Origin of the sequence: Burkholderia sp. 22088 (assembly GCF_052045915.1) — a bacterium.
Classification (GTDB): Bacteria; Pseudomonadota; Gammaproteobacteria; order Burkholderiales; family Burkholderiaceae; genus Burkholderia; species Burkholderia cepacia.
The window spans coordinates 67,875-87,526 of record NZ_JBQEPY010000023.1 but is presented as its reverse complement, the minus strand read 5'-3'; the positions used below and the strand labels follow the sequence as shown (position 1 = coordinate 87,526).

Here is a 19,652-nt window from a genome sequence, read left to right as displayed (position 1 = left end):
GCCACCCAGAATTCCCAGGAAAACCACTCAATGCACGCAAAAAGCCTGACCGAACTGCGCGCCGCGCTCGCCGCCAAGGAATGCTCGGCCGTCGAGCTCGCGCAGCTCTACCTGAAACGGATCGACGCCGCGCGCGACCTGAACGCGTTCGTCCACGTCGATGCCGACCTGACCCTCGCGCAGGCGAAAGCTGCCGACGCGGAGCTCGCGCGCGGCGCGGGCGGCGCGCTCACCGGCCTGCCGATCGCGCACAAGGACGTGTTCGTCACGCGCGGCTGGCACTCGACCGCCGGCTCGAAGATGCTCGCGAACTACGCGAGCCCGTTCGACGCGACCGTCGTCGCCCGCCTGCAGGCGGCCGGCATGGTCACGCTCGGCAAGACCAACATGGACGAGTTCGCGATGGGCTCGTCGAACGAGAACTCGGCGTTCGGCGCGGTGAAGAACCCGTGGGACACGAATGCCGTGCCGGGCGGCAGCTCGGGCGGCAGCTCGGCCGCCGTCGCCGCGCGCCTCGCGCCGGCGGCAACCGGCACCGACACCGGCGGCTCGATCCGCCAGCCCGCGTCGTTCGCGGGCGTGACGGGCATCAAGCCGACCTACGGCCGCGTGTCGCGCTACGGGATGATCGCGTTCGCGTCGTCGCTCGACCAGGGCGGCCCGATGGCGCAGAGCGCGTCCGACTGCGCGCTGCTGCTGAACGCGATGGCCGGCTTCGACGAGCGCGACTCGACGAGCCTCGATCGCGACGATGAAGACTTCACGCGCCACCTCGGCCAGCCGTGGGCGGCCGGCAACGATGCGGGCAAGCCGCTCGCGGGCCTGCGCATCGGCTTGCCGAACGAGTATTTCGGCGACGGCCTGGCCGACGACGTACGCGCGACGATCGACGCGGCACTGAAGCAGTATGAAGCGCTCGGCGCGACGCTCGTGCCCGTGTCGCTGCCGAAGACGGAGCTGTCGATCCCCGTGTATTACGTGATCGCGCCGGCCGAGGCATCGTCGAACCTGTCGCGTTTCGACGGCGTGCGTTTCGGCCACCGCGCCGCGCAATACGGCGACCTGCTCGACATGTACAAGAAGTCGCGCGCGGAAGGCTTCGGCCCCGAGGTGAAGCGCCGGATCCTGGTCGGCACGTACGTGCTGTCGCACGGCTACTACGACGCGTACTACCTGCAGGCGCAGAAGATCCGCCGCATCATCGCGAACGATTTCCAGGAAGCGTTCAAGACCTGCGACGTGATCATGGGCCCGGCCTCGCCGACGGTCGCATGGGATCTCGGTTCGAAGGGCGACGATCCGGTGCAGATGTATCTCGCGGATATCTACACGCTGTCGGTAAGCCTCGCGGGCCTGCCCGGCATGAGCGTGCCGTGCGGCTTCGGCGCGGGCGCGAACGCGAAGCGCCCGGTCGGCCTGCAGATCATCGGCAACTATTTCAACGAAGCCCGGATGCTGCAGGTCGCCGACGCGTTCCAGCGCGCGACCGACTGGCACAAGCAAGTTCCGGCAGGGGTGTAAGCACATGGCTACTCAATGGGAAGTCGTTATCGGTCTCGAGACGCACGCGCAACTGTCGACCGTCTCGAAGATTTTCTCGGGCGCGTCGACGCAGTTCGGCGCCGAGCCGAACACGCAGGCGTGCCCGGTCGACCTGGCGCTGCCGGGCGTGCTGCCGGTGCTGAACCGCGGTGCGGTCGAGCGGGCGATCCGCTTCGGCCTCGCGATCGGCTCGACCATCGCGCCGCGCAGCATCTTCGCGCGCAAGAATTATTTCTACCCCGATCTGCCGAAGGGCTATCAGATCAGCCAGTACGAGATTCCGGTCGTGCAGGGCGGCCAGATCACGATCCAGGTGCCCGCCAACGAAAAGGCCGGCAAGGAAGCGTACGAGAAGACGGTCAACCTGACCCGCGCGCACCTCGAGGAAGACGCGGGCAAGTCGCTGCATGAAGACTTCGCCGGGATGACCGGGATCGACCTGAACCGTGCAGGCACGCCGCTGCTCGAGATCGTCACCGAGCCGGAAATGCGCAGCGCGGCCGAGGCCGTGGCCTATGCGAAGGCACTGCACGGGCTCGTCGTGTGGCTCGGCATCTGCGACGGCAACATGCAGGAAGGCTCGTTCCGCTGCGACGCGAACGTGTCGGTGCGACCGGTCGGCCAGGAGAAGTTCGGCACGCGCGCGGAAATCAAGAACCTGAACTCGTTCCGGTTCCTCGAGGAAGCGATCAACTACGAAGTGCGTCGCCAGATCGAGCTGATCGAGGACGGCGGCGAAGTCGTGCAGGAAACGCGCCTCTACGATCCGGACAAGCGCGAGACGCGCTCGATGCGCAGCAAGGAAGACGCGCACGACTACCGCTACTTCCCCGACCCCGACCTGATGCCGCTCGTGATCGGCCAGGGCTGGATCGATCGCGTGCAGTCCGGGATGCCCGAGCTGCCGGCCGCGATGCAGCAGCGCTTCGCCGAGCAGTACGGCGTGTCCGCGTACGACGCGGGCGTGCTGACGTCGAGCAAGGCGATGGCCGCGTATTTCGAGTCGGTGGTCGCGAAGGCCGGCGCCGCGAACGCGAAGATCGCCGCGAACTGGCTGATGGGCGACGTGTCGTCGCAGCTGAACCGCGACGGCATCGAGATCGACGCGATCCCCGTGTCGGCCGCGCAGCTCGCGCTGCTGCTGCAGCGCATCGCCGACGGCACGATCTCGAACAAGATCGCGAAGGAGATCTTCGCGACGATCTGGGACGAGAAGCCGGACGACGAAGGCGCGGCCGACCGCATCATCGACGCGAAGGGCCTGAAGCAGATCTCCGACACCGGCGCGCTGGAAGCGATCATCGACGAAGTGCTCGCGGCGAACGCGAAGTCGGTCGAGGAATTCCGCGCGGGCAAGGAAAAGGCGTTCAACGCACTGATCGGCCAGGCGATGAAGGCGACCAAGGGCAAGGCCAATCCGCAGCAGGTCAACGAACTGCTGAAGAAGAAGCTCGGCTGAGCATGAGCGCGCGCCTGAACCGCGCTTGACGACGGGCCGCCCCGAACCAGTTCGGGGCGGCCCGTTGCGTTTGGCGGATGCGTTATCGTATGCGTCACACCGTCCAACGGAGGAACGAATGGCGAAACAACCGTCGCTCGACGATTTCCGCGTGCCTTATTTCACGCGCGAGAAGGAAGCCGCCGCATTCAGGCTCGATGCGTTCGACCCGGCCGCGAAGCCGTTTTCGTCCGGCTCGAAGGATGACGACCGCGAACGGCTGTCGGTCGTGTCGACCGAACTCGACGTGCAGCAGGAGCGCCTGCACACGCAGCAGAAGAAGCGCGTGCTGCTCGTGCTGCAGGGGATGGACACCAGCGGCAAGGACGGCACCGTGCGCGCGGTGTTCCGCGAGGTCGATCCGCTCGGCCTGCGCGTCGTGTCGTTCAAGGCGCCGACGCCGATCGAGGCCGCGCACGACTTCCTGTGGCGCGTGCATGCGCAGGTGGCGGCCGCGGGCGAGCTCGCGATCTTCAACCGCAGCCACTATGAAGACGTGCTCGTGCCGCGCGTGCTCGACCTGATCGACGCGAAGGAATGCGAGCGCCGCTACCGGCAGATCCGCGATTTCGAGACGATGCTGGTCGAGAACGGCACGACGATCATCAAGTGTTTCCTGCACATCTCGAAGGACGAGCAGCGCGAGCGGCTGCAGGCGCGCATCGACGATCCGACCAAGCACTGGAAGTTCGACATCTCCGATCTCGACGCGCGCAAGCACTGGGACGCGTACCAGTCCGCGTACCGCGACGCGCTCGCCGCGACGTCCGCCGAGCATGCGCCGTGGTACGTGATCCCGGCCAACTCGAAGACGCACCGCAACGTGATGATCGCCGAGCTGCTGCTGCGCACGATGACCGACATGAAGCTGGAATTCCCGCCGCCGAAGCCGGAGCTCGAAGGCGTGAAGATCCGTTAAGCTGCCACCCTGTAAAACATCGAACTGAACGGAATCCGACATGATGCGAGTGATTACCGCCAACCTGAACGGCATCCGCTCCGCCGCGAAGAAGGGCTTCTTCGAGTGGCTCGGCGAACAGAACGCCGATTGCGTGTGCGTGCAGGAAATCAAGGTCTCGGCCGACGACCTGCCGGCCGAATTCGTCGAGCCGCACGGCTTCAAGAGCTATTTTCACCACGCCGAGAAAAAGGGCTACAGCGGCGCGGGCGTGTACAGCCGCCGCGAGCCCGACGACGTGATCATCGGCTTCGGCAGCAGCGAATTCGATGCCGAGGGTCGCTATGTCGAGGCGCGCTACGGCAAGCTGTCGGTCGTGTCGGTGTACGTGCCGTCCGGCTCGAGCGGCGAAGAGCGCCAGCAGGCGAAGTACCGCTTCATGGACGAGTTCATGCCGCACCTTGCCCAGCTCAAGAAGAAGCGCGAGGTGATCCTGTGCGGCGACGTGAACATCGTCCACAAGGAAATCGACATCAAGAACTGGAAGAGCAACCAGAAGAACTCGGGCTGCCTGCCGGAAGAGCGCGAGTGGCTCACGAAGCTGTTCGACGATGTCGGCTACGTCGACGTGTTCCGCACGCTCGACCCGCGCGCCGAGCAGTACACGTGGTGGAGCAACCGCGGCCAGGCGTATGCGAAGAACGTCGGGTGGCGGATCGATTACCAGATCGCGACGCCGGGCGTCGCCGGCACCGCGAAAAGCACGTCGATCTTCAAGGACATCAAGTTCAGCGACCACGCGCCGCTGACGGTGGACTACGACTACAAGAAGTGATTGCCGGCGCCGCGCCGCGCGCGTAGCGCCCGAACCCGCCGGTCGCCGGATGCAGAACGGGCCGCATGTCGAACATGCGGCCCGTTTCATTTGGGGCGGCGATCGTGCGGGCCGCCCGGCGGTGGCGCTTATTGCTTGATCGATGCCATGTCGATCACGAACCGGTACTTCACGTCGCTCTTCAGCATCCGTTCGTAAGCGGCGTTGATCTGCTGCATCGGAATCGTCTCGATATCCGACGTGATCCCGTGCTCCGCGCAGAAGTCGAGCATTTCCTGCGTTTCCGCGATCCCGCCGATCAGCGAGCCCGCGAGGCGGCGGCGCTTGAAGATCAGGTTGAACACCTGCGGCGACGGATGGTCGTGCTCCGGCGCGCCGACGAGCGTCATCGTGCCGTCGCGCTTCAGCAGGTGCAGGAACGGGTTCAGGTCGTGCTGCGCGGCGACCGTGTTCAGGATGAAGTCGAAGCTGTTCAGGTGCGCGTTCATCTGCGCTTCGTCCTTCGAGATCACGACTTCGTGCGCGCCGACGCGCTTGCCGTCCTCGATCTTCGACGGCGACGTCGTGAACAGCACGACGTGCGCGCCCATCGCGCGCGCCAGCTTCACGCCCATGTGGCCGAGGCCGCCGAGCCCGACGATGCCGACCTTCTTGCCGGGGCCGACGTTCCACTGCCGCAGCGGCGAGTAGGTCGTGATCCCCGCACACAGGAGCGGCGCGGCGCCGGCCGGGTCGAGCGTCTCGGGCACGCGCAGCACGAACGCCTCATCGACGACGAGCTGCGTCGAGTAGCCGCCGTAGGTGACGTCGCCCGTCACGCGGTCCTGGCCGTTGTAGGTGCCGACGAAGCCGTTCTCGCAATACTGCTCGAGCCCGTCGGCGCAGCTCGGGCAGGTGCGGCACGAATCGACGAGACAGCCGACGCCGACCAGCTCGCCGACCTTGAAGCGCGATACCTGCGGGCCGGTCGCGGTCACGCGGCCGACGATTTCATGGCCCGGCACGACCGGGTAGATCGTGTTGCGCCATTCGTTGCGCGCCTGGTGCAGGTCCGAGTGGCAGACGCCGCAGTAGAGGACGTCGATCTGGACGTCGAGGTCGCGCAGCGCGCGACGCTGGAATTCGAACGGGGCGAGCGGCGACTGCGAATCGGTTGCCGCGTAAGCGTAGGTGGTGCTCATGCAGGGGGCTCCTTGGCCGGGAAAACATCCGGCGAAACGAACTGCCGTCGCACCCTATGGCGATGCGGCGAGGCAGGACGTCATCGTAAGGAGCACGGCGCCGCGATGAAATACACGAAGGTCTGGAAGATTTGCCTATTCCTCTCGAACTGCGTGCAAACGGCCGCCAAAACGCATTCAAGATGCTACATTGCGAGCCAGATTCTCTTGCCGGACAGGATGACGCAGATGAGCTTCGAGCCCCTTTTCGCCGACACGGGCGACCGCGTGCAGCGCCGCATGGTCGAGCTGCACACGCGCCTCGCGCCGAACGAGGGCGACACGCTCGCGGCGCTCGACGGCGTGCGTTTGATTCGCGTGAGCCGTCCGGGGCCGCGCATGCCCGTGCTGTACGAGCCGAGCATCATCGTCGTGTGCCAGGGGCGCAAGCTCGGTTATCTCGGCGACCGCTCGTTCGTGTACGACGCGCAGCAATACCTGGTGCTGTCGGTGCCGCTGCCGTTCGAATGCGAGACCTTCGCGAGCGCGGAGGAGCCGTTTCTCGCGATCTCGATCCGCGTCGATCTCGCGGTGATCGCCGAACTCGCGATCCTGCTCGACGAGACGCTCGGCGCGGCCGCGAGCGAACCGCTCGGCGTCTATTCGACGCCGCTCGACGCGCCGCTGGCCGATGCGGTCGTGCGGCTGCTCGAAGCGCTGGCTTCGCCGCACGACACGCGCGTGCTGGGCCCCGCGATCATGCGCGAGATCGCGTATCGCGTGCTGACAGGCGCGCAGGGCGACGCGATCCGCGCGGCGCTCGTGCAGCAGCATCACTTCGGCCGCATCGCGAAGGCGTTGCGGCGCATCCATGCGGAGCTGAAGGCCGACCTCGATGTCGAGACCCTGGCGCGCGAGGCCGGGATGAGCCTCGCGGTGTTCCACGCGCACTTCAAGCACGTGACGGCGACGTCGCCGATGCAGTACGTGAAGGCCGCGCGCCTGCACCAGGCGCGGCTGATGATGGTGCAGGACGGCGTCGGCGCCGGTACGGCGGCCGCGCGCGTCGGTTATGCGAGCGCGTCGCAGTTCAGCCGCGAGTTCAAGCGGCTGTTCGGCCGCAGTCCCGGTGACGAAGTGCGCTGGATGCGCGAAATCGGGATTCGCCCGGCCGTGGCCGATACGGACGCGTAGCGTCCGGCGTCAGCCGGTGGCGCCGCGCCGCACGACCTTGCGCCGCTGCGCGCTGATGCCCGCGTAGTCGGGCAGTGAGTCGACACGCTTGCCGATCGCCTTCGCGTACAGCGGCATCAGGTCCGGCAGCCGGTTCAGCAGATCCTGGCGCCGCGCGGTGCCGTACGGGTGCGTGTAGATGAAGCCCGTGGCCTTGTTCGCGCGCGTCGCGGCCGCGAGCTTGTCCCACAGCGTGATCGCCGCGCGCGGATCGAAGCCCGCGCGGGCGGCGATGTCGCCGCCGATCACGTCGGCTTCGGTCTCGTCGGTCGGGTCGTAGTGGAGCGACTGCAGGCGCTCGCCGAGGTTCAGCGCCTGCGGCAGCGGATCGCCGACGCCGAACAGCGGCGGCAGCGCGGCGGCGCGCAGCGAAGTTTGCGATGCCGCGCTGAAGTTGCTGCGCGCATGTTCGCGCAGCGCGTGCGCGATGCCGTGCGCGGCCAGCACGCCGAGTTCGTCGTCGTTCAGCCGGAGGCGCTCGAGCAGGCCGCCGTACACGAGCACCTTGCCGCCCGGCAGGCAGGTCAGGCGGATGTCGCGCGAGCGGATCACGTTCACGTCCCACGCCCAGTTCTTCACGCGATCGTTCCACTTCACCGAATACGGCGCGAGCTTCGTGACGATCGCGCGCAGGCGCTTCACGCGCGGCTGGTTTGCCGGCAGCAGGCGGTTGCTGTCGGCGGCCGCCTGCACGATCTGCGCGTATTCGCTCGCGGTGAGCTGCTCGAGCAGCGGCGACGGGATCAGCGTGCGGAATGCGATCGCATTGCCGTAGCGAACCTGCTGCGGTGTCGGCGTATAAGCCTTCGTCGACGCGGCGGCGCCGGTCGGCTGCGCGGGTTCGGCGGTGGCCGGCTGGGCGGGGGCGGCGGAAGTCGATGTTGCCGGCGGTGAAGCCGGTGCGGCGGCCGGCGCGGAGCCCGCGGCGGTTGCAGCGGTCGCGCCGGTGTCGGACGCATGGGCGGCGAACCCGGCGGCGAGCGCCGCGGCACCGACGCTCCACGAAGCCGCAACGCGCGCGAGGCGGTGCAGGCGGTTACTGCGCACGGCTGGCCTCGCCGTTGCGTGCGGCGCCGTTCCACGGCGCGATCCTGAACAGCAGCAGCATGCCGGGAATCGCGAGCGCGGTGCACACGATGAAGTAGTCGAACCAGCCGATCTTCGCGACGATGAAGCCGCTCGCGGCCGACGCGAGCGTGCGCGGCACCGACGCGAGGCTCGTGAACAGCGCGAACTGCGTGGCCGTATAGCGCGGGTCGGTCGTGCTCGCGATGTACGCGACGAACGCGGCCATCGTCAGGCCGGTCGTGAAGGTTTCGAAGCCGTAGACGAGCGCGAGCGCGACGGTCATCGGGCTCAGATGCGGCGTGACCTCGAAGCCGAAGATCGACAGGAACGACGCGAGCGCATGGCTGGCCGCGACCGTGAAGTCATAGAGCGCCGCGAGCACCGGCGAGCCGGGGCCGACCTGCGCGAGCCACGCGAAGCCGAGCGTCGACACCATCTGCAGCGCGCCGAAGACCCACAGCCCGCGGCCGATGCCGATCTTCACGAGCCAGACGCCGCCAATGATGCCGCCGGCGACGCTCGCGACAAGCGCGGTGGTTTTCGCGACGATGCCGATCTCGGTGCGCGAGAAGCCGATGTCGAGGAAGAACGACGTCGACAGCGTGGTGGCCATCGTGTCGCCGATCTTGAACAGGAAGATGAATGCGATGACGAGCAGCGCGCCGGCCCAGCCGTCGCGCTGGATGAATTCGCGGAACGGCAGCACGATCGCGTCGCGCAGGTTGCGCGGCGGCGCGCCGACCACTTCGGGCTCGCGCACCAGCAGCGTCATCAGGATGCCCGGCAGCATGAACGCACCGGTGAGCGCGAACACGGCGTCCCACGGCATGTGATCGGACAGGATCAGCGCGAGCGAACCGGGAATCAGCGCGGCGAGTTTGTACGCGTTCACGTGCACCGCGTTGCCGAGGCCCTGCTCGGTGTCGCGCAGCAGCTCGCGGCGGTATGCGTCGATCACGATGTCGGAACTCGCGCCGAAGAACGCGACGAGCGTGGTGAGCGCGGCGACCGTCCAGATCGAATCGCGCGGCGACACGAAGCCGAGCGCGGCGATCGCGCCCGCGACCAGCACCTGCGTGAGCAGCATCCAGCCGCGCCGGCGGCCCGGCCGCCAGCCGGGCAGGCGCGGGATGTAGCGGTCCATCAGCGGCGCCCACAGGAACTTCCACGTATACGGGAACTGGATCAGCGCGAACAGGCCGATTTCCTTCAGGTTCACGCCTTCCGAACGCAGCCAAGCCTGCACGAGGTAGACGAGCGTGAACAGGGGCAGGCCCGACGTGAAGCCCAGGAACACGCAGATCAGCATGTGCGTGTTCAGATAGGCTCGCCAGCCGGGGTGATCCTCGTGAGCGGTGAGTGCGGGCGCCTCGTGTGGCGATTTCGACATGGACAGAAACTGGGTAGCGTTGACTGATTGCGGCGGCAGCGCAGGCGGCGGTGCGAGCGACGCGAGAGGGGCGGCCGCACGCTCCGTGCGGGCCGGATCTTCCGTCAACGGCCCCCCGGCTCAGCTGCGCTTGACGCGGTAGACAGCAAGACTACCACGCCAGTTCGCTCCCCATCGAATCGGCTGGCCTTCGTGCAGCACGACGCGGTCGAGGATCGTGACGCCGACTTCCGGCGCGAGCGCCTCGAAATCCTTGATCGTCAGCACCCGGACGTTCGGCGTGTTGTGCCACTGGTAGGGCAGCGATTTCGACACGGGCATCCGGCCGTGCAGCACCGACAGCCGGTGCGACCAGTAGCCGAAGTTCGGGAACGACACGATGCACTCGCGGCCGACGCGCGCCGTTTCGCGCAGGATCGCGGCGGTCTGGTGGATCGTCTGCAGGGTTTGCGACAGGATCGCGATGTCGAAGCTGTGGTCTTCGAACAGCCGCAGGCCGTCCTCGAGATTCTGCTGGATCACGTTGATGCCGTTCTTCGCGCTCGCGAGCACGCCCGCGTCGTTCAGTTCGATGCCATAACCGGTGACGTCCAGTTCTTCCATCAGCAGCGCGAGCAGCGAGCCGTCGCCGCAGCCGAGGTCGAGCACGGTCGAGCGCGGCTCGACCCAGCGGGCGATCGTGCGGAAGTCCGCGCGCGCGGACAGGGAATTCAGTGCTTGCTGGTTCATGCCCCCACCTCGATGGCGATTCGTTCGTAATACGCGCGGAGCAGGTTGTGATAACGCGCGTCGTCGAGCAGGAACGCGTCGTGGCCGTGCGGCGCGTCGATTTCCGCGTAGCTGACCGTGCGCTTGTTGTCGAGCAGCGCTTTCACGATCTCGCGCGAACGCGCCGGCGCGAAGCGCCAGTCGGTCGAGAAGCTCGCGATCAGGTATTTCGCCTGCGTGTGTGCGAGCGCGGCCGTCAGGTTGCCGTCGAACGCCTTCGCCGGGTCGAAGTAGTCGAGCGCGCGCGTGATCAGCAGGTAGGTGTTCGCGTCGAAGTAGTCGGCGAACTTGTCGCCCTGGTAGCGCAGGTAGGACTCGACCTCGAACTCGACGTCGAAGCTGAAGTTGTACGCGTCGAGCGCCCCGTCCGCGCGGCGCAGCGCACGGCCGAATTTCTCGGCCATGTCGTCGTCGGACAGGTACGTGATGTGGCCGATCATCCGTGCGACGCGCAGGCCGCGCTTCGGCTTCACGCCGTGCGCGTAATAGTCGCCGCCGTGGAAGTCGGGGTCGGACAGGATCGCCGAACGCGCGACCTCGTTGAACGCGATGTTCTGCGCGGACAGCTTCGGCGTCGACGCGATGTCGATACAGTGCGCGACGCGCTCCGGATACATCAGGCTCCACGCGAGCGCCTGCATCCCGCCGAGGCTGCCGCCCATCACCGCGGCGAAGCGCTCGATGCCGAACGCGTCGGCGACGCGCGCCTGCGCGTGCACCCAGTCCTCGACGGTGACCACCGGGAAGCGTGCACCGTACGGCGTGCCGGTCGACGGATCGACGCTCATCGGGCCGGTCGAGCCGAAACACGAGCCGAGGTTGTTCACGCCGATCACGAAGAAGCGGTTGGTGTCGAGCGGCTTGCCCGGGCCGACCATGTTGTCCCACCAGCCGGTGCTGCGCGGATCGTCCGCGTAGACGCCGGCGACGTGATGCGACGCGTTGAGCGCGTGGCAGACGAGCACTGCGTTCGAGCGCGCGGCGTTGAGCTCGCCGTACGTCTCGACGACGAGCTGATAGTTGCCGATCACGCTGCCGCTTTGCAAGCGCAGCGGTTCGGCGAAGTGCATGGTCTGTGGAGCGACGATGCCGATCGATTCCATTCGTTCCGCCTTATGCCATATGACTGGGCGGCTAAATGGTGTCGGCGGGGCGCGGAGTCGAAGGTGCGCGGCTGACGACCTCTTTAGCCGCATTTGTAGTGAACCGCCGGGGAGCGACGCGCGACGCATCAAGGCCCCGGCCGGTTCGCGCGCCCGCAATCGAGTCAGCAAATCGGCGCGCTTCCGACCTGCCGCCAGGGAGGCGGCAAGTCGGACGAGTATAGCGGAAATTGCGGGACCCGGATTCGGGAGGTGCGCGGGGTGGCCGGAACCGCCTGCGCGGGAGCAGGCGGCGCAGGCCGCGCCCCGTCACCAGCGGTACTTCGCCGCCAGCTCGCCCTTGACCACCGCATAGTCGGACAGGTTCGCCTCCACCCCGAGGCCCGCCGATATCGCGAAGCGCTTCGACACCTGGCCTCGCGCGCCGACCCGGAACGCCGCGCGGTCGCGCGGGACGCTGAACGAGAAAGCATTGCGGTCGAGCGTCAGCGTGCGCGAGCCGGGGCCGTGCCACCAGTTCGCCTCGATGAACGGGCGCAACTCACGGCCGTGCGACATCGCGGTCACGCCGTGCACGCGTACGCCCAGGCGGGTGAGCACATCGGTGGCGCCCTGGCCGTCGAGGCGGCCGCCGGCGGTGCCGTGCGCGTCCGCGCGATAGTCGGACACGACGAGCTGCGCTTCGGGCTCGACGAAGAACCGCGTGTCGCCCCGCTCGTAGAACCCGAGTGAATAGCCTGTCTCGATCGAACCGGTCTCGGTGCGCGACCGATACGAATCGGCCGCGAGGCTGCCGCCGACGCTGTTCGCGTAGGCGCCGTACATGAACCACGCATCGACGTAAGGGCCGGTCAGGATGTCGCGACTGCCGTACCACGTGCCGTACACGCCGACGTTGTAGCCGGCCACGCTGCCGCGCGCGGTGGCGTTCGTGACGCGCCCCTCGATCGGGTTCCACAGCGGGCGTGTCGACCAGTTCGTCTGGCTGCCGTACATGCCCATCGCGCCGATGCGCACGCTGCCGCCGCGGCCGTCGTCGAAGCGGAGCAGGTCGGCGCCCGCGTGAATCAGGCGGCCGTTGCCCGACACGCTGCGGTTGCCGCCCGACATCGACGTCATCTGGCCCTCGGCGCGCAGCCACACGGCGCCGTCCAGCGGGCCGGTTGCCTCGGCGCGTAGCGAACGATCGTCACGCTGATGCAGCGAATGAATCGCCATCGTCGCTGCGGCGTCTGCGTTTGCCAGATACGCGTCGGGTTCCGGTGCGGCGGCGCGCGGAGGAGGGGGAGCGACTTCCGGCACGATCGGCGGGTCGGGCTGGACCGGCGGCAGTGGCTTTGCCGCGGAGACGAGATACCAGTCTTCCGCCTGCCCGCCGTCGCCGCCACGTTTGAGCATGTAATCGTAGCCGCCTGCCGACAACGTACCGAAGCCGTTCCGGTAGCCGTCCGATGCCGCATCGAGCGTGAATGCCGATGCATCGGTCGTGCCGCCGTTGCGGGTTTCGACGAGCGGGATGCCGACGGTCGTCGCCGCGCCGTCGCCGCCCGCGCGCTTCACGACGATGCCGGTATCGCCCGATGCGTGGCCGCCGTCGATCACGAGACGATCGGTGGGCGACGCGTCGTCCTGCAGCGTCGTATGGAGGACGAGCTTGCCGTTGCGGGCCGCATAGTCGCCCGTCACCACGAGCGTGCGCGGTGTCGGCGCGCCTCGGGCCGCCGGCGCGTCGAATGCGATCGTCGAATCGTGCAGCGCGACGGAGCCGACCGACGAATCCGCGGTGACGGTCCAGAGACTGTTCGTGTCCAGCGACAGCGTGCGAACCGCGTCGGTCGCGCCCGTCCACGCGGACGCGTTCGTGAGCGCGACGTCCGTCACCGCGTGCGTCGGACTGCCGTCGTCGGTCGGGTGGTTGACGATGTCGCCTGCGGCATGGGAGCGCTCGTCGAGCGTCAGGCGTACCGGCGCACCCGACTCGGCATGGACGGACAGCAGCTTGCCGTTGCCGCCGATCGCGCGCGTGCCGTTTTTCAGTGTGACCGTCGCATCGGATGCGTCGATCGCGCCATGGCGCTCGCTGACGAGCGTGCCGTCGTCGATCGTCAGCGTGCCGCCATGGACGGCCGCCCCATACGCGTCGGCGCCGGTCGTGCGGGCGTCGCTGCGCAGCAGATCGACCGTGCCGCCGACACTCGCATGCAACGCGGTGGCTTCGGCGCCGTGCGTCTCGACGCTCGTCTCGGTGAGCGAGGCGACGGAGCCTGTGCCGGCCGACAGCACGCCGCGCGCGCGTTCGCCGCTCGTCACGATGCCGCCGCGTGTCATCGCGACCTTGCCGCCGAGCCGGGCGATGGCGCCGATCGAGCGCGTACCGGTTGTGGTGACGTACGTATCGATCGCTTGTGCGACGGGCGCGTTCGCAAATTCCTTCGAGGCATACAGGCCATGGGCGCTCTCGCCGTGCGTGAGCACGTTCGAGCGGGCGAGTTCGACACGGCCTTCGCGGGCATCCACGCCGAGCGCGGCATAGCCGCTCGTTTGCAGGAGCGAGTCGCTGAACGTGACGGTGGATGTGCCCGGTTTGGACAGCGCCGACGCGTAGTCGCCGATTGTCATGATGTCGACTCGATCGAAGGCCGCACGCACGTCGCCGTGACTCACGAACACGCCGAAAGAGAATTCGCCGCCGGTGATGATCTTCGTATCGGCGACGCTCACGGAGGCGCCCGGCGCATAGTGCACGGCGACGCCATGCGCTTCACGGCCGCGTGTGGCAATCAGGCTGTCGGAGAGATCGATGTGGCTGTCGGCGCCGTCGACATAGGCGCCGTGGGCACTGTCATTGTCCGTATCGATGGAAAGCTGTCGCGCCACCACGCTGCCTCCCTGGCGCGCATCGATTCCCGTGCCGAATATGCCGCGCGTGCGGATTTCGGCGTTGTTCAATTCGATATATGAGCGGGCCCCTTCGGCGATTGCGCCGCTTGAACCGTGGCCGAACGTGAACAGGCGCGTCTTGCCGCCGGTAGTGAGCGTGCCGCCGTTGAGTGCGGCCAATGCTGGAGCGCCATGGCTGAACGTCGAATAGTCGCCGGGCGCGACTTCGAGCGCGGTGCCGTCCGCACGCTGGCCGTTACCGCCGGGAGATTGGGCCTGGGACGGCAATGACATCGCCGTGCCGGCGAGTATCGCCGCGCGGGCGAAATGCCCACCGATGCCAAATTTGAAGAGCACATGCCTGCATTTCACTGGTTCACTCCGGTTTTGCTTGAATGTTCGAGCGAAATGTATCTTGTGAGAGAGGGTTTGGAAATTTGACGAGTTCGAATTTGCAGACCGAATTGTTGCCGTACCGGCATCGCGAATGCCCGATTGCGCCACGCTGTTCGTACCCGTCATGTCGGGTACGGGCCATGCACTGAATGGCGACGGAGACGGTCACCGTGACTGATCCGATTCATGTCGTGAATCGGCCGTGCGATGCGGTCGGGGCGCTGGGGCGTGATCGCACCGCGATCAACTGGTGCGGCAAAGCAGGTGCGAGTGTTGTGTGTTCCCGAGACAGGGTAAGCAGGAGCACCGCTGCCGGACATCAATTGTTACGTATCGATGACAGTGGGCGATAAAACATGGCGTGACGCCTGTCGATCGACGAACTTTCGTACATTTACGATGAAATCCGACGATAAATTAGGACGACGATGGGTGTGATGAACTTGTGTTTTTTCGGAAAATTCCCAGCGAAATGCCGTCGCCGGCAACGGGGATGATCGATTTGTCCTGAAAAAAAGCGACGGAACATTTCAACTTTACCTTAAACCTTATAGGCAATTATCGACATGAAAAAAGCGTTTGTTCCGATGCTGCTGGCCGGTATTTCAGTCTTGATGCTTGCCCCCGCCGCGCACGCCGCGGACGGATTGGTCGAGTTCGATGGTGTGCTGACATCGGCAACCTGCACGATCAATAACGGCAGCAAGGATTTCACCGTCACGCTGCCGCCGATGTCCACGAAGACGCTGGCCGCGCCGGGTTCCTGGGCCGGTCGTCAGGGGTTCAAGCTGTCCCTGACCGATTGCACGCCGTCCACGGGCATCGTGAGTGCGTACCTTGAGCCCGGTCCGACGGTGAATTCGGCCACCGGCAATCTGAAGCCTGACGCCGGCGGGGCGACGAAGGTCGAAGTTGCCCTGCTCAACAGCAGTTACGACCCGATTGATGCATCGAAGCCGATCGGTCAGCAGAACGTCGACAAGGTCAGCCTTGCTTCGGGCAAGGCCGACCTGCAGTTCTACGCACAGTACCAGTCGCTCGGCAACGCCACGGCGGGTGCGGTCAAGTCGCGCGTGAACTACACGATCACGTATCAATAAGCACGCCGCGTAGGCGGCCGGTAATTTCACCGCCGCCCCTTCGCGTTCTCGTATCAAGCCGTTTCGTCGTCACGCGAGACGGCTTCTCAGGAATGACGCGAGTACATATTAAATAGGAATGCGTATGAAAATTTCGTGGAGAAACGGATTGTATGCCGCGCTGCTTGGCCTGAGCGCGGCCGCGGCGATCGACAGTGCACACGCGAGCGTGGTGATCGACAACACGCGCGTGATTTTCCGCGGCACCGAGCGTGAAACGTCGATCAAGATGACGAATGCAGGTGACCGGCCCGCATTCGTTCAGGTCTGGATCGACAAGGGTGAGGTTCAGGCGTCGCCTGAGACGATCGACGTACCGTTCACGTTGACGCCGACCATGTTCCGGCTCGATGCAAAGAAGGGGCAGACGGTCCGCATGATCTATACCCGGGAACCACTTGCGCAGGACAGGGAAACGCTGTTCTGGCTGAACGCGCTCGAGGTGCCGCCGAAAGCGACGGATGAGGAAGCCGGCGAGAACTACCTGCAATTCGCCTTCCGTACCCGCATCAAGGTGATGTACCGACCGAAGGGGCTGTCCGGCGATCCTCTGGACGCACCCGGGAAGGTGAGATGGTCGGTTATGCGAAGCGAAGGGGGCGGCGGTTATGTGCTGAAAGGCGAGAACCCGACGCCGTATTTCGTCAATCTCGGTGAGGTCACGCTGAAGTCTGGCGGCCGCAGCTATAGCGCCGGAAACGGTTACGTCCCGCCGTTCTCGTCCGAAACTTTCCCGATCGAAAGGCTGGCACGGCAGCCGGATGCCGACGCCGAAGTCGATTACCTGTCCATCAACGACTACGGTGCCGGCGTGCCGGGCACGCACCCGCTCAAGAGCCCGGCGCAACGCTGACCCGAGGCGGCGCGGCCCGCATGCCGCGCCGTGCCTGACCGGCCGCATCGACGCGGCCGTCCTTCCCTGAATTGCCTCCCGACGTCGAAAGACACAACCGCGCCTTCAACGGAGCATTTTGCCCGGTCTCCGGGCGCACCGAGTAATGAAGTGCGTGACACCATGACGAAGACCGTAAAACCCGAAGCGCAGGGTATCCTGCCACGCCTGCGGCCGCTTTCTGCCGCGGTGCTGTCGATGTTGTCCACTTATCAGGTGGTGGCCGCTGAAGTCGAATCGAGCAATGCGCGATTCATGGTCGCGCCGATCGAGTTCGAAAAGGAATTTCTCGCGCCTGGCAGCAGCGCGGCGACCAATCTTTCGCGCTTCGAAAAGGGCGACACGGTGCTGCCTGGTACATACAACGTCGACGTTTACGTCAACGAACGCTGGGTCGGCCGTATCGACGTCCCGTTCAAGGAGCCGGACGGATTGCGTGGCAGCAATGCGCGCGCCTGCTTTGACAAGTCACTGCTGCTTCGCACCGGCGTCGATCTGACCCGGCTCGCCTCCGCAACCGCCGAGGCGCTGGACGTGCCGGGCGCGTGCCTGCCGATAGAACAGGTCATCGACAGCGCAAAGGCAGACTTCGATTTCGGCACGCAACGTCTCGATCTGACGATCCAGCAAATGTCGCTCAGCCGAAATCCGCGTGGTTATGTCGGCCAGGCGTACTGGGATAGCGGGGTGAACGCCGCATTTCTCGGCTACGACACGAATGTCTATATGTACAACAGCCACGGTGCGGAAACGCAAACGCAGGGATATGTCGGGCTGAGCGCCGGCATGAACCTCGGCCCGTGGCATTTTCGGCATGACGGTTCATACAACTGGAGTTCGCAGAGCAAGGGGCAATATCAAAGCCTCAGGATTTTCGTGCAACGCGATGTGCCGCGCCTGTCGTCCCAACTCACGCTTGGCGAGTCGTATACCACCGGTGAACTCTTCGATTCGGTTGCGTTCCGTGGTGCCCGGCTCGCAAGCGACGACCGGATGCTGCCCGACTCGCTGCGCGGCTACGCGCCGACCGTACGGGGCGTGGCCAACAGCAACGCCAGGGTGACGATCAGGCAGAACGGCGCGACGATTTACGAGACGGTCGTCGCACCCGGTGCATTCGAGATCAACGATCTTTATGCGACAGGGTACGGCGGCGACCTCAAGGTGGACGTTACCGAGGCGGACGGCCGCGTGCATTCCTTCAGCGTGCCCTATGCCGCGCTGCCGTTGTCGTTGCGGCCGGGCATCAGCCGTTACAGCATCACGGCGGGCACGCTTCGCGATGCATCGCTCTCCGGCAATCCGCCGTTCATCCAGGGGACCTGGCAGCGCGGTTTCACGAATGCACTGACCGGATATGTCGGTGCGGCGGCCGCCGAGGGTTACGCGACAGCGTTGGTGGGCGGCGTGCTGGCCACGAAGGTCGGTGCGTTCAGCTTCGACTACACGCAATCGAACGCGCTGATTCCGGGATCGGGCCGGATGGTGGGCGGCAGCATGCGAATCGGTTACTCGAAGAATCTTCCGCAGACCGGCTCGGACATTTCCATCGCAGCCTATCGCTATTCGACCGGCGGCTTCCTTGACCTGGTCAATGCCATGCAGATGCGCGACGCAAGCAAGCGTGGCCTGACTGCGGGAGGCAACGTGGTGCGTCCGCGCAACCGCGCACAGGCGACGATCAGTCAGTCGCTCGGCCAGCGAGGCGGCGTCGTATCGCTGACGGCGTCGACGGTGAATTACTGGAATCGCGCCGGTTCCGATATCAACTACTCGGTCGGTTACAGCAATACGATCCGCAACATCAGCGTGAACCTCCAGGCGACGCGGCAGCAGATGCAATTCGGCCGGCAGAGCACGCTTTACTACGCGAGTCTGACGATTCCGCTCGGCCGTGATCGCCCGGTCACCATCAGTTCAAGCGTGTCACGCGATACGGGCGGCAGCACGCAGGTTCGGACGGCCATGACGGGTTCGCTTGGCGCGGATCGCAATCTTTCGTACGGCGTGAACGTCAACCACGTTTCCGGCAACGATCAGGGCAGCACGTCGGGCAGTGCAAATGCGCTGTATCACGGCCGCGTAGCCGATATTTCGGCCAGCGCGGGCACCGGAAAGGGGTATTCGCAAGGCTCGCTCGGCGTGCGCGGCGCGTTGGTTGCGCATCCGGGCGGGATCACGCTGTCGCAGCCGGTTTCTGAAACATTCGGGATCGTCGAGGCAAAGAATGCCCAGGGGGCGCGCGTCCTCAATTCATCGGGTTTGCGAGTGGATGGCCGTGGCTACGCGATCGTGCCTTACCTGACACCCTATAGCGTCAATTCGGTCGATATCGATCCGAAGGGGCTGTCCACCGATGTCGAATTGAAATCCACCAGTCAGCAGATCGCTCCCCGCGCAGGGGCGATCGTGATGCTGAAGTATGAAACCGAAATGGGCCGCTCGGCGGTGATCCACACCATGCGGTCGAACGGCAAGCCGTTACCGTTCGGTGCAGATGTGATCGACGTACACGGCAAGCGTGTCGGCATAGTCGGGCAGGCCAGCAAGATATTCGCCCGGGGGCTGGAGGATCGCGGCGAACTCTCGGTCAGATGGGGCGAGGAGCCCGACGCGCGGTGCCGCATCACATATGACCTGCCGGTGCGTGAAAAACATTCGGGATCGGACAGCTACCAGCGTGTTGATGCGCTTTGTCGCAGCGCAGAGCCACCGACCGATGGAATGGATGCTGCACCCGGCGAGTAACACGCGTCTACGCGGACAACGTCGCAGGCGCCGCGCGCTCGTCAAGCCGCGACGCCAGCACCGACGGGGCGCTGACTGGAAGAGACGCGGCGCGTCGCGGAA

The 19,652-nt window shown here is 65.9% G+C and carries 14 protein-coding genes; 8 read left to right on the top strand and 6 right to left on the bottom strand.

Features of this window, described 5'->3' with window-relative positions; genetic code table 11:
- The first annotated feature begins 30 nt into the window (after positions 1-30).
- The 4 genes from gatA (at position 31) to ACTJLD_RS35125 (ending at position 4,773) form a co-directional block, all read left to right on the top strand.
- The gene (gene gatA, locus ACTJLD_RS35140; RefSeq protein ID WP_027788859.1) at positions 31-1,521 is read left to right on the top strand and encodes an Asp-tRNA(Asn)/Glu-tRNA(Gln) amidotransferase subunit GatA; all 1,491 of its coding nucleotides are present in this window, start codon (positions 31-33) and stop codon (positions 1,519-1,521) included.
- A gap of 4 nt (positions 1,522-1,525) precedes the next feature.
- Positions 1,526-3,001 carry an Asp-tRNA(Asn)/Glu-tRNA(Gln) amidotransferase subunit GatB gene (gatB, locus tag ACTJLD_RS35135; RefSeq protein ID WP_440661013.1) on the top strand — a complete coding sequence of 492 codons (1,476 nt, stop codon included), beginning with the start codon at positions 1,526-1,528 and terminating at the stop codon, positions 2,999-3,001.
- 118 nt (positions 3,002-3,119) lie between these two features.
- Positions 3,120-3,959: a polyphosphate kinase 2 family protein gene (locus ACTJLD_RS35130; protein WP_060197802.1), complete on the top strand. Its 840-nt coding sequence runs from the start codon at positions 3,120-3,122 to the stop codon at positions 3,957-3,959.
- A 40-nt stretch (positions 3,960-3,999) separates the two neighbouring features.
- Positions 4,000-4,773: an exodeoxyribonuclease III gene (locus ACTJLD_RS35125; RefSeq protein WP_021158564.1), complete on the top strand. Its 774-nt coding sequence runs from the start codon at positions 4,000-4,002 to the stop codon at positions 4,771-4,773.
- Between the two features lie 128 nt (positions 4,774-4,901).
- Here ACTJLD_RS35125 and ACTJLD_RS35120 read toward each other — a convergent pair whose 3' ends face one another.
- Entirely contained in the window at positions 4,902-5,954 is a 1,053-nt protein-coding gene (locus ACTJLD_RS35120; protein ID WP_027788861.1) for an NAD(P)-dependent alcohol dehydrogenase, read from the bottom strand.
- Positions 5,955-6,182: 228 nt separating this feature from the next.
- On the opposite strand from ACTJLD_RS35120, the gene ACTJLD_RS35115 reads away from it, so the two are divergent.
- Positions 6,183-7,127, top strand: a complete 945-nt coding sequence (locus ACTJLD_RS35115) for an AraC family transcriptional regulator (RefSeq protein WP_059700546.1) — start codon at positions 6,183-6,185, stop codon at positions 7,125-7,127.
- A 9-nt stretch (positions 7,128-7,136) separates the two neighbouring features.
- On the opposite strand, the gene ACTJLD_RS35110 is transcribed toward ACTJLD_RS35115, so the two are convergent.
- The 5 genes from ACTJLD_RS35110 to ACTJLD_RS35090 all read right to left on the bottom strand — a co-directional run bounded on the left by ACTJLD_RS35110 (position 7,137) and on the right by ACTJLD_RS35090 (position 14,669).
- Positions 7,137-8,213, bottom strand: a complete 1,077-nt coding sequence (locus ACTJLD_RS35110; RefSeq protein ID WP_060082936.1) for a M48 family metallopeptidase — start codon at positions 8,211-8,213, stop codon at positions 7,137-7,139.
- Positions 8,203-9,624: an AmpG family muropeptide MFS transporter gene (locus ACTJLD_RS35105; protein WP_059675221.1), complete on the bottom strand. Its 1,422-nt coding sequence runs from the start codon at positions 9,622-9,624 to the stop codon at positions 8,203-8,205. The genes ACTJLD_RS35110 and ACTJLD_RS35105 overlap by 11 nt, the downstream gene beginning before the upstream one ends.
- Before the next feature lie 120 nt (positions 9,625-9,744).
- On the bottom strand, positions 9,745-10,353 hold the full coding sequence (metW, locus tag ACTJLD_RS35100; RefSeq protein ID WP_021156285.1) for a methionine biosynthesis protein MetW: 609 nt from the start codon (positions 10,351-10,353) through the stop codon (positions 9,745-9,747).
- The gene (gene metX, locus ACTJLD_RS35095; RefSeq protein ID WP_059700472.1) at positions 10,350-11,495 is read right to left on the bottom strand and encodes a homoserine O-succinyltransferase MetX; all 1,146 of its coding nucleotides are present in this window, start codon (positions 11,493-11,495) and stop codon (positions 10,350-10,352) included. The genes metW and metX overlap by 4 nt, the downstream gene beginning before the upstream one ends.
- Positions 11,496-11,804: 309 nt before the next feature.
- The gene (locus ACTJLD_RS35090; protein ID WP_440661008.1) at positions 11,805-14,669 is read right to left on the bottom strand and encodes an autotransporter family protein; all 2,865 of its coding nucleotides are present in this window, start codon (positions 14,667-14,669) and stop codon (positions 11,805-11,807) included.
- 668 nt (positions 14,670-15,337) lie between these two features.
- On the opposite strand from ACTJLD_RS35090, the gene ACTJLD_RS35085 reads away from it, so the two are divergent.
- From ACTJLD_RS35085 to ACTJLD_RS35075, 3 genes are all read left to right on the top strand, one after another.
- On the top strand, positions 15,338-15,871 hold the full coding sequence (locus tag ACTJLD_RS35085) for a fimbrial protein (protein ID WP_059700468.1): 534 nt from the start codon (positions 15,338-15,340) through the stop codon (positions 15,869-15,871).
- A gap of 124 nt (positions 15,872-15,995) precedes the next feature.
- Positions 15,996-16,763 (top strand): fimbrial biogenesis chaperone, encoded by a 768-nt coding sequence (locus tag ACTJLD_RS35080; RefSeq protein WP_134256952.1) that lies wholly within the window; start codon positions 15,996-15,998, stop codon positions 16,761-16,763.
- Between the two features lie 162 nt (positions 16,764-16,925).
- Positions 16,926-19,550 carry a fimbria/pilus outer membrane usher protein gene (locus ACTJLD_RS35075; protein WP_440661005.1) on the top strand — a complete coding sequence of 875 codons (2,625 nt, stop codon included), beginning with the start codon at positions 16,926-16,928 and terminating at the stop codon, positions 19,548-19,550.
- Positions 19,551-19,652: the final 102 nt, after the last annotated feature.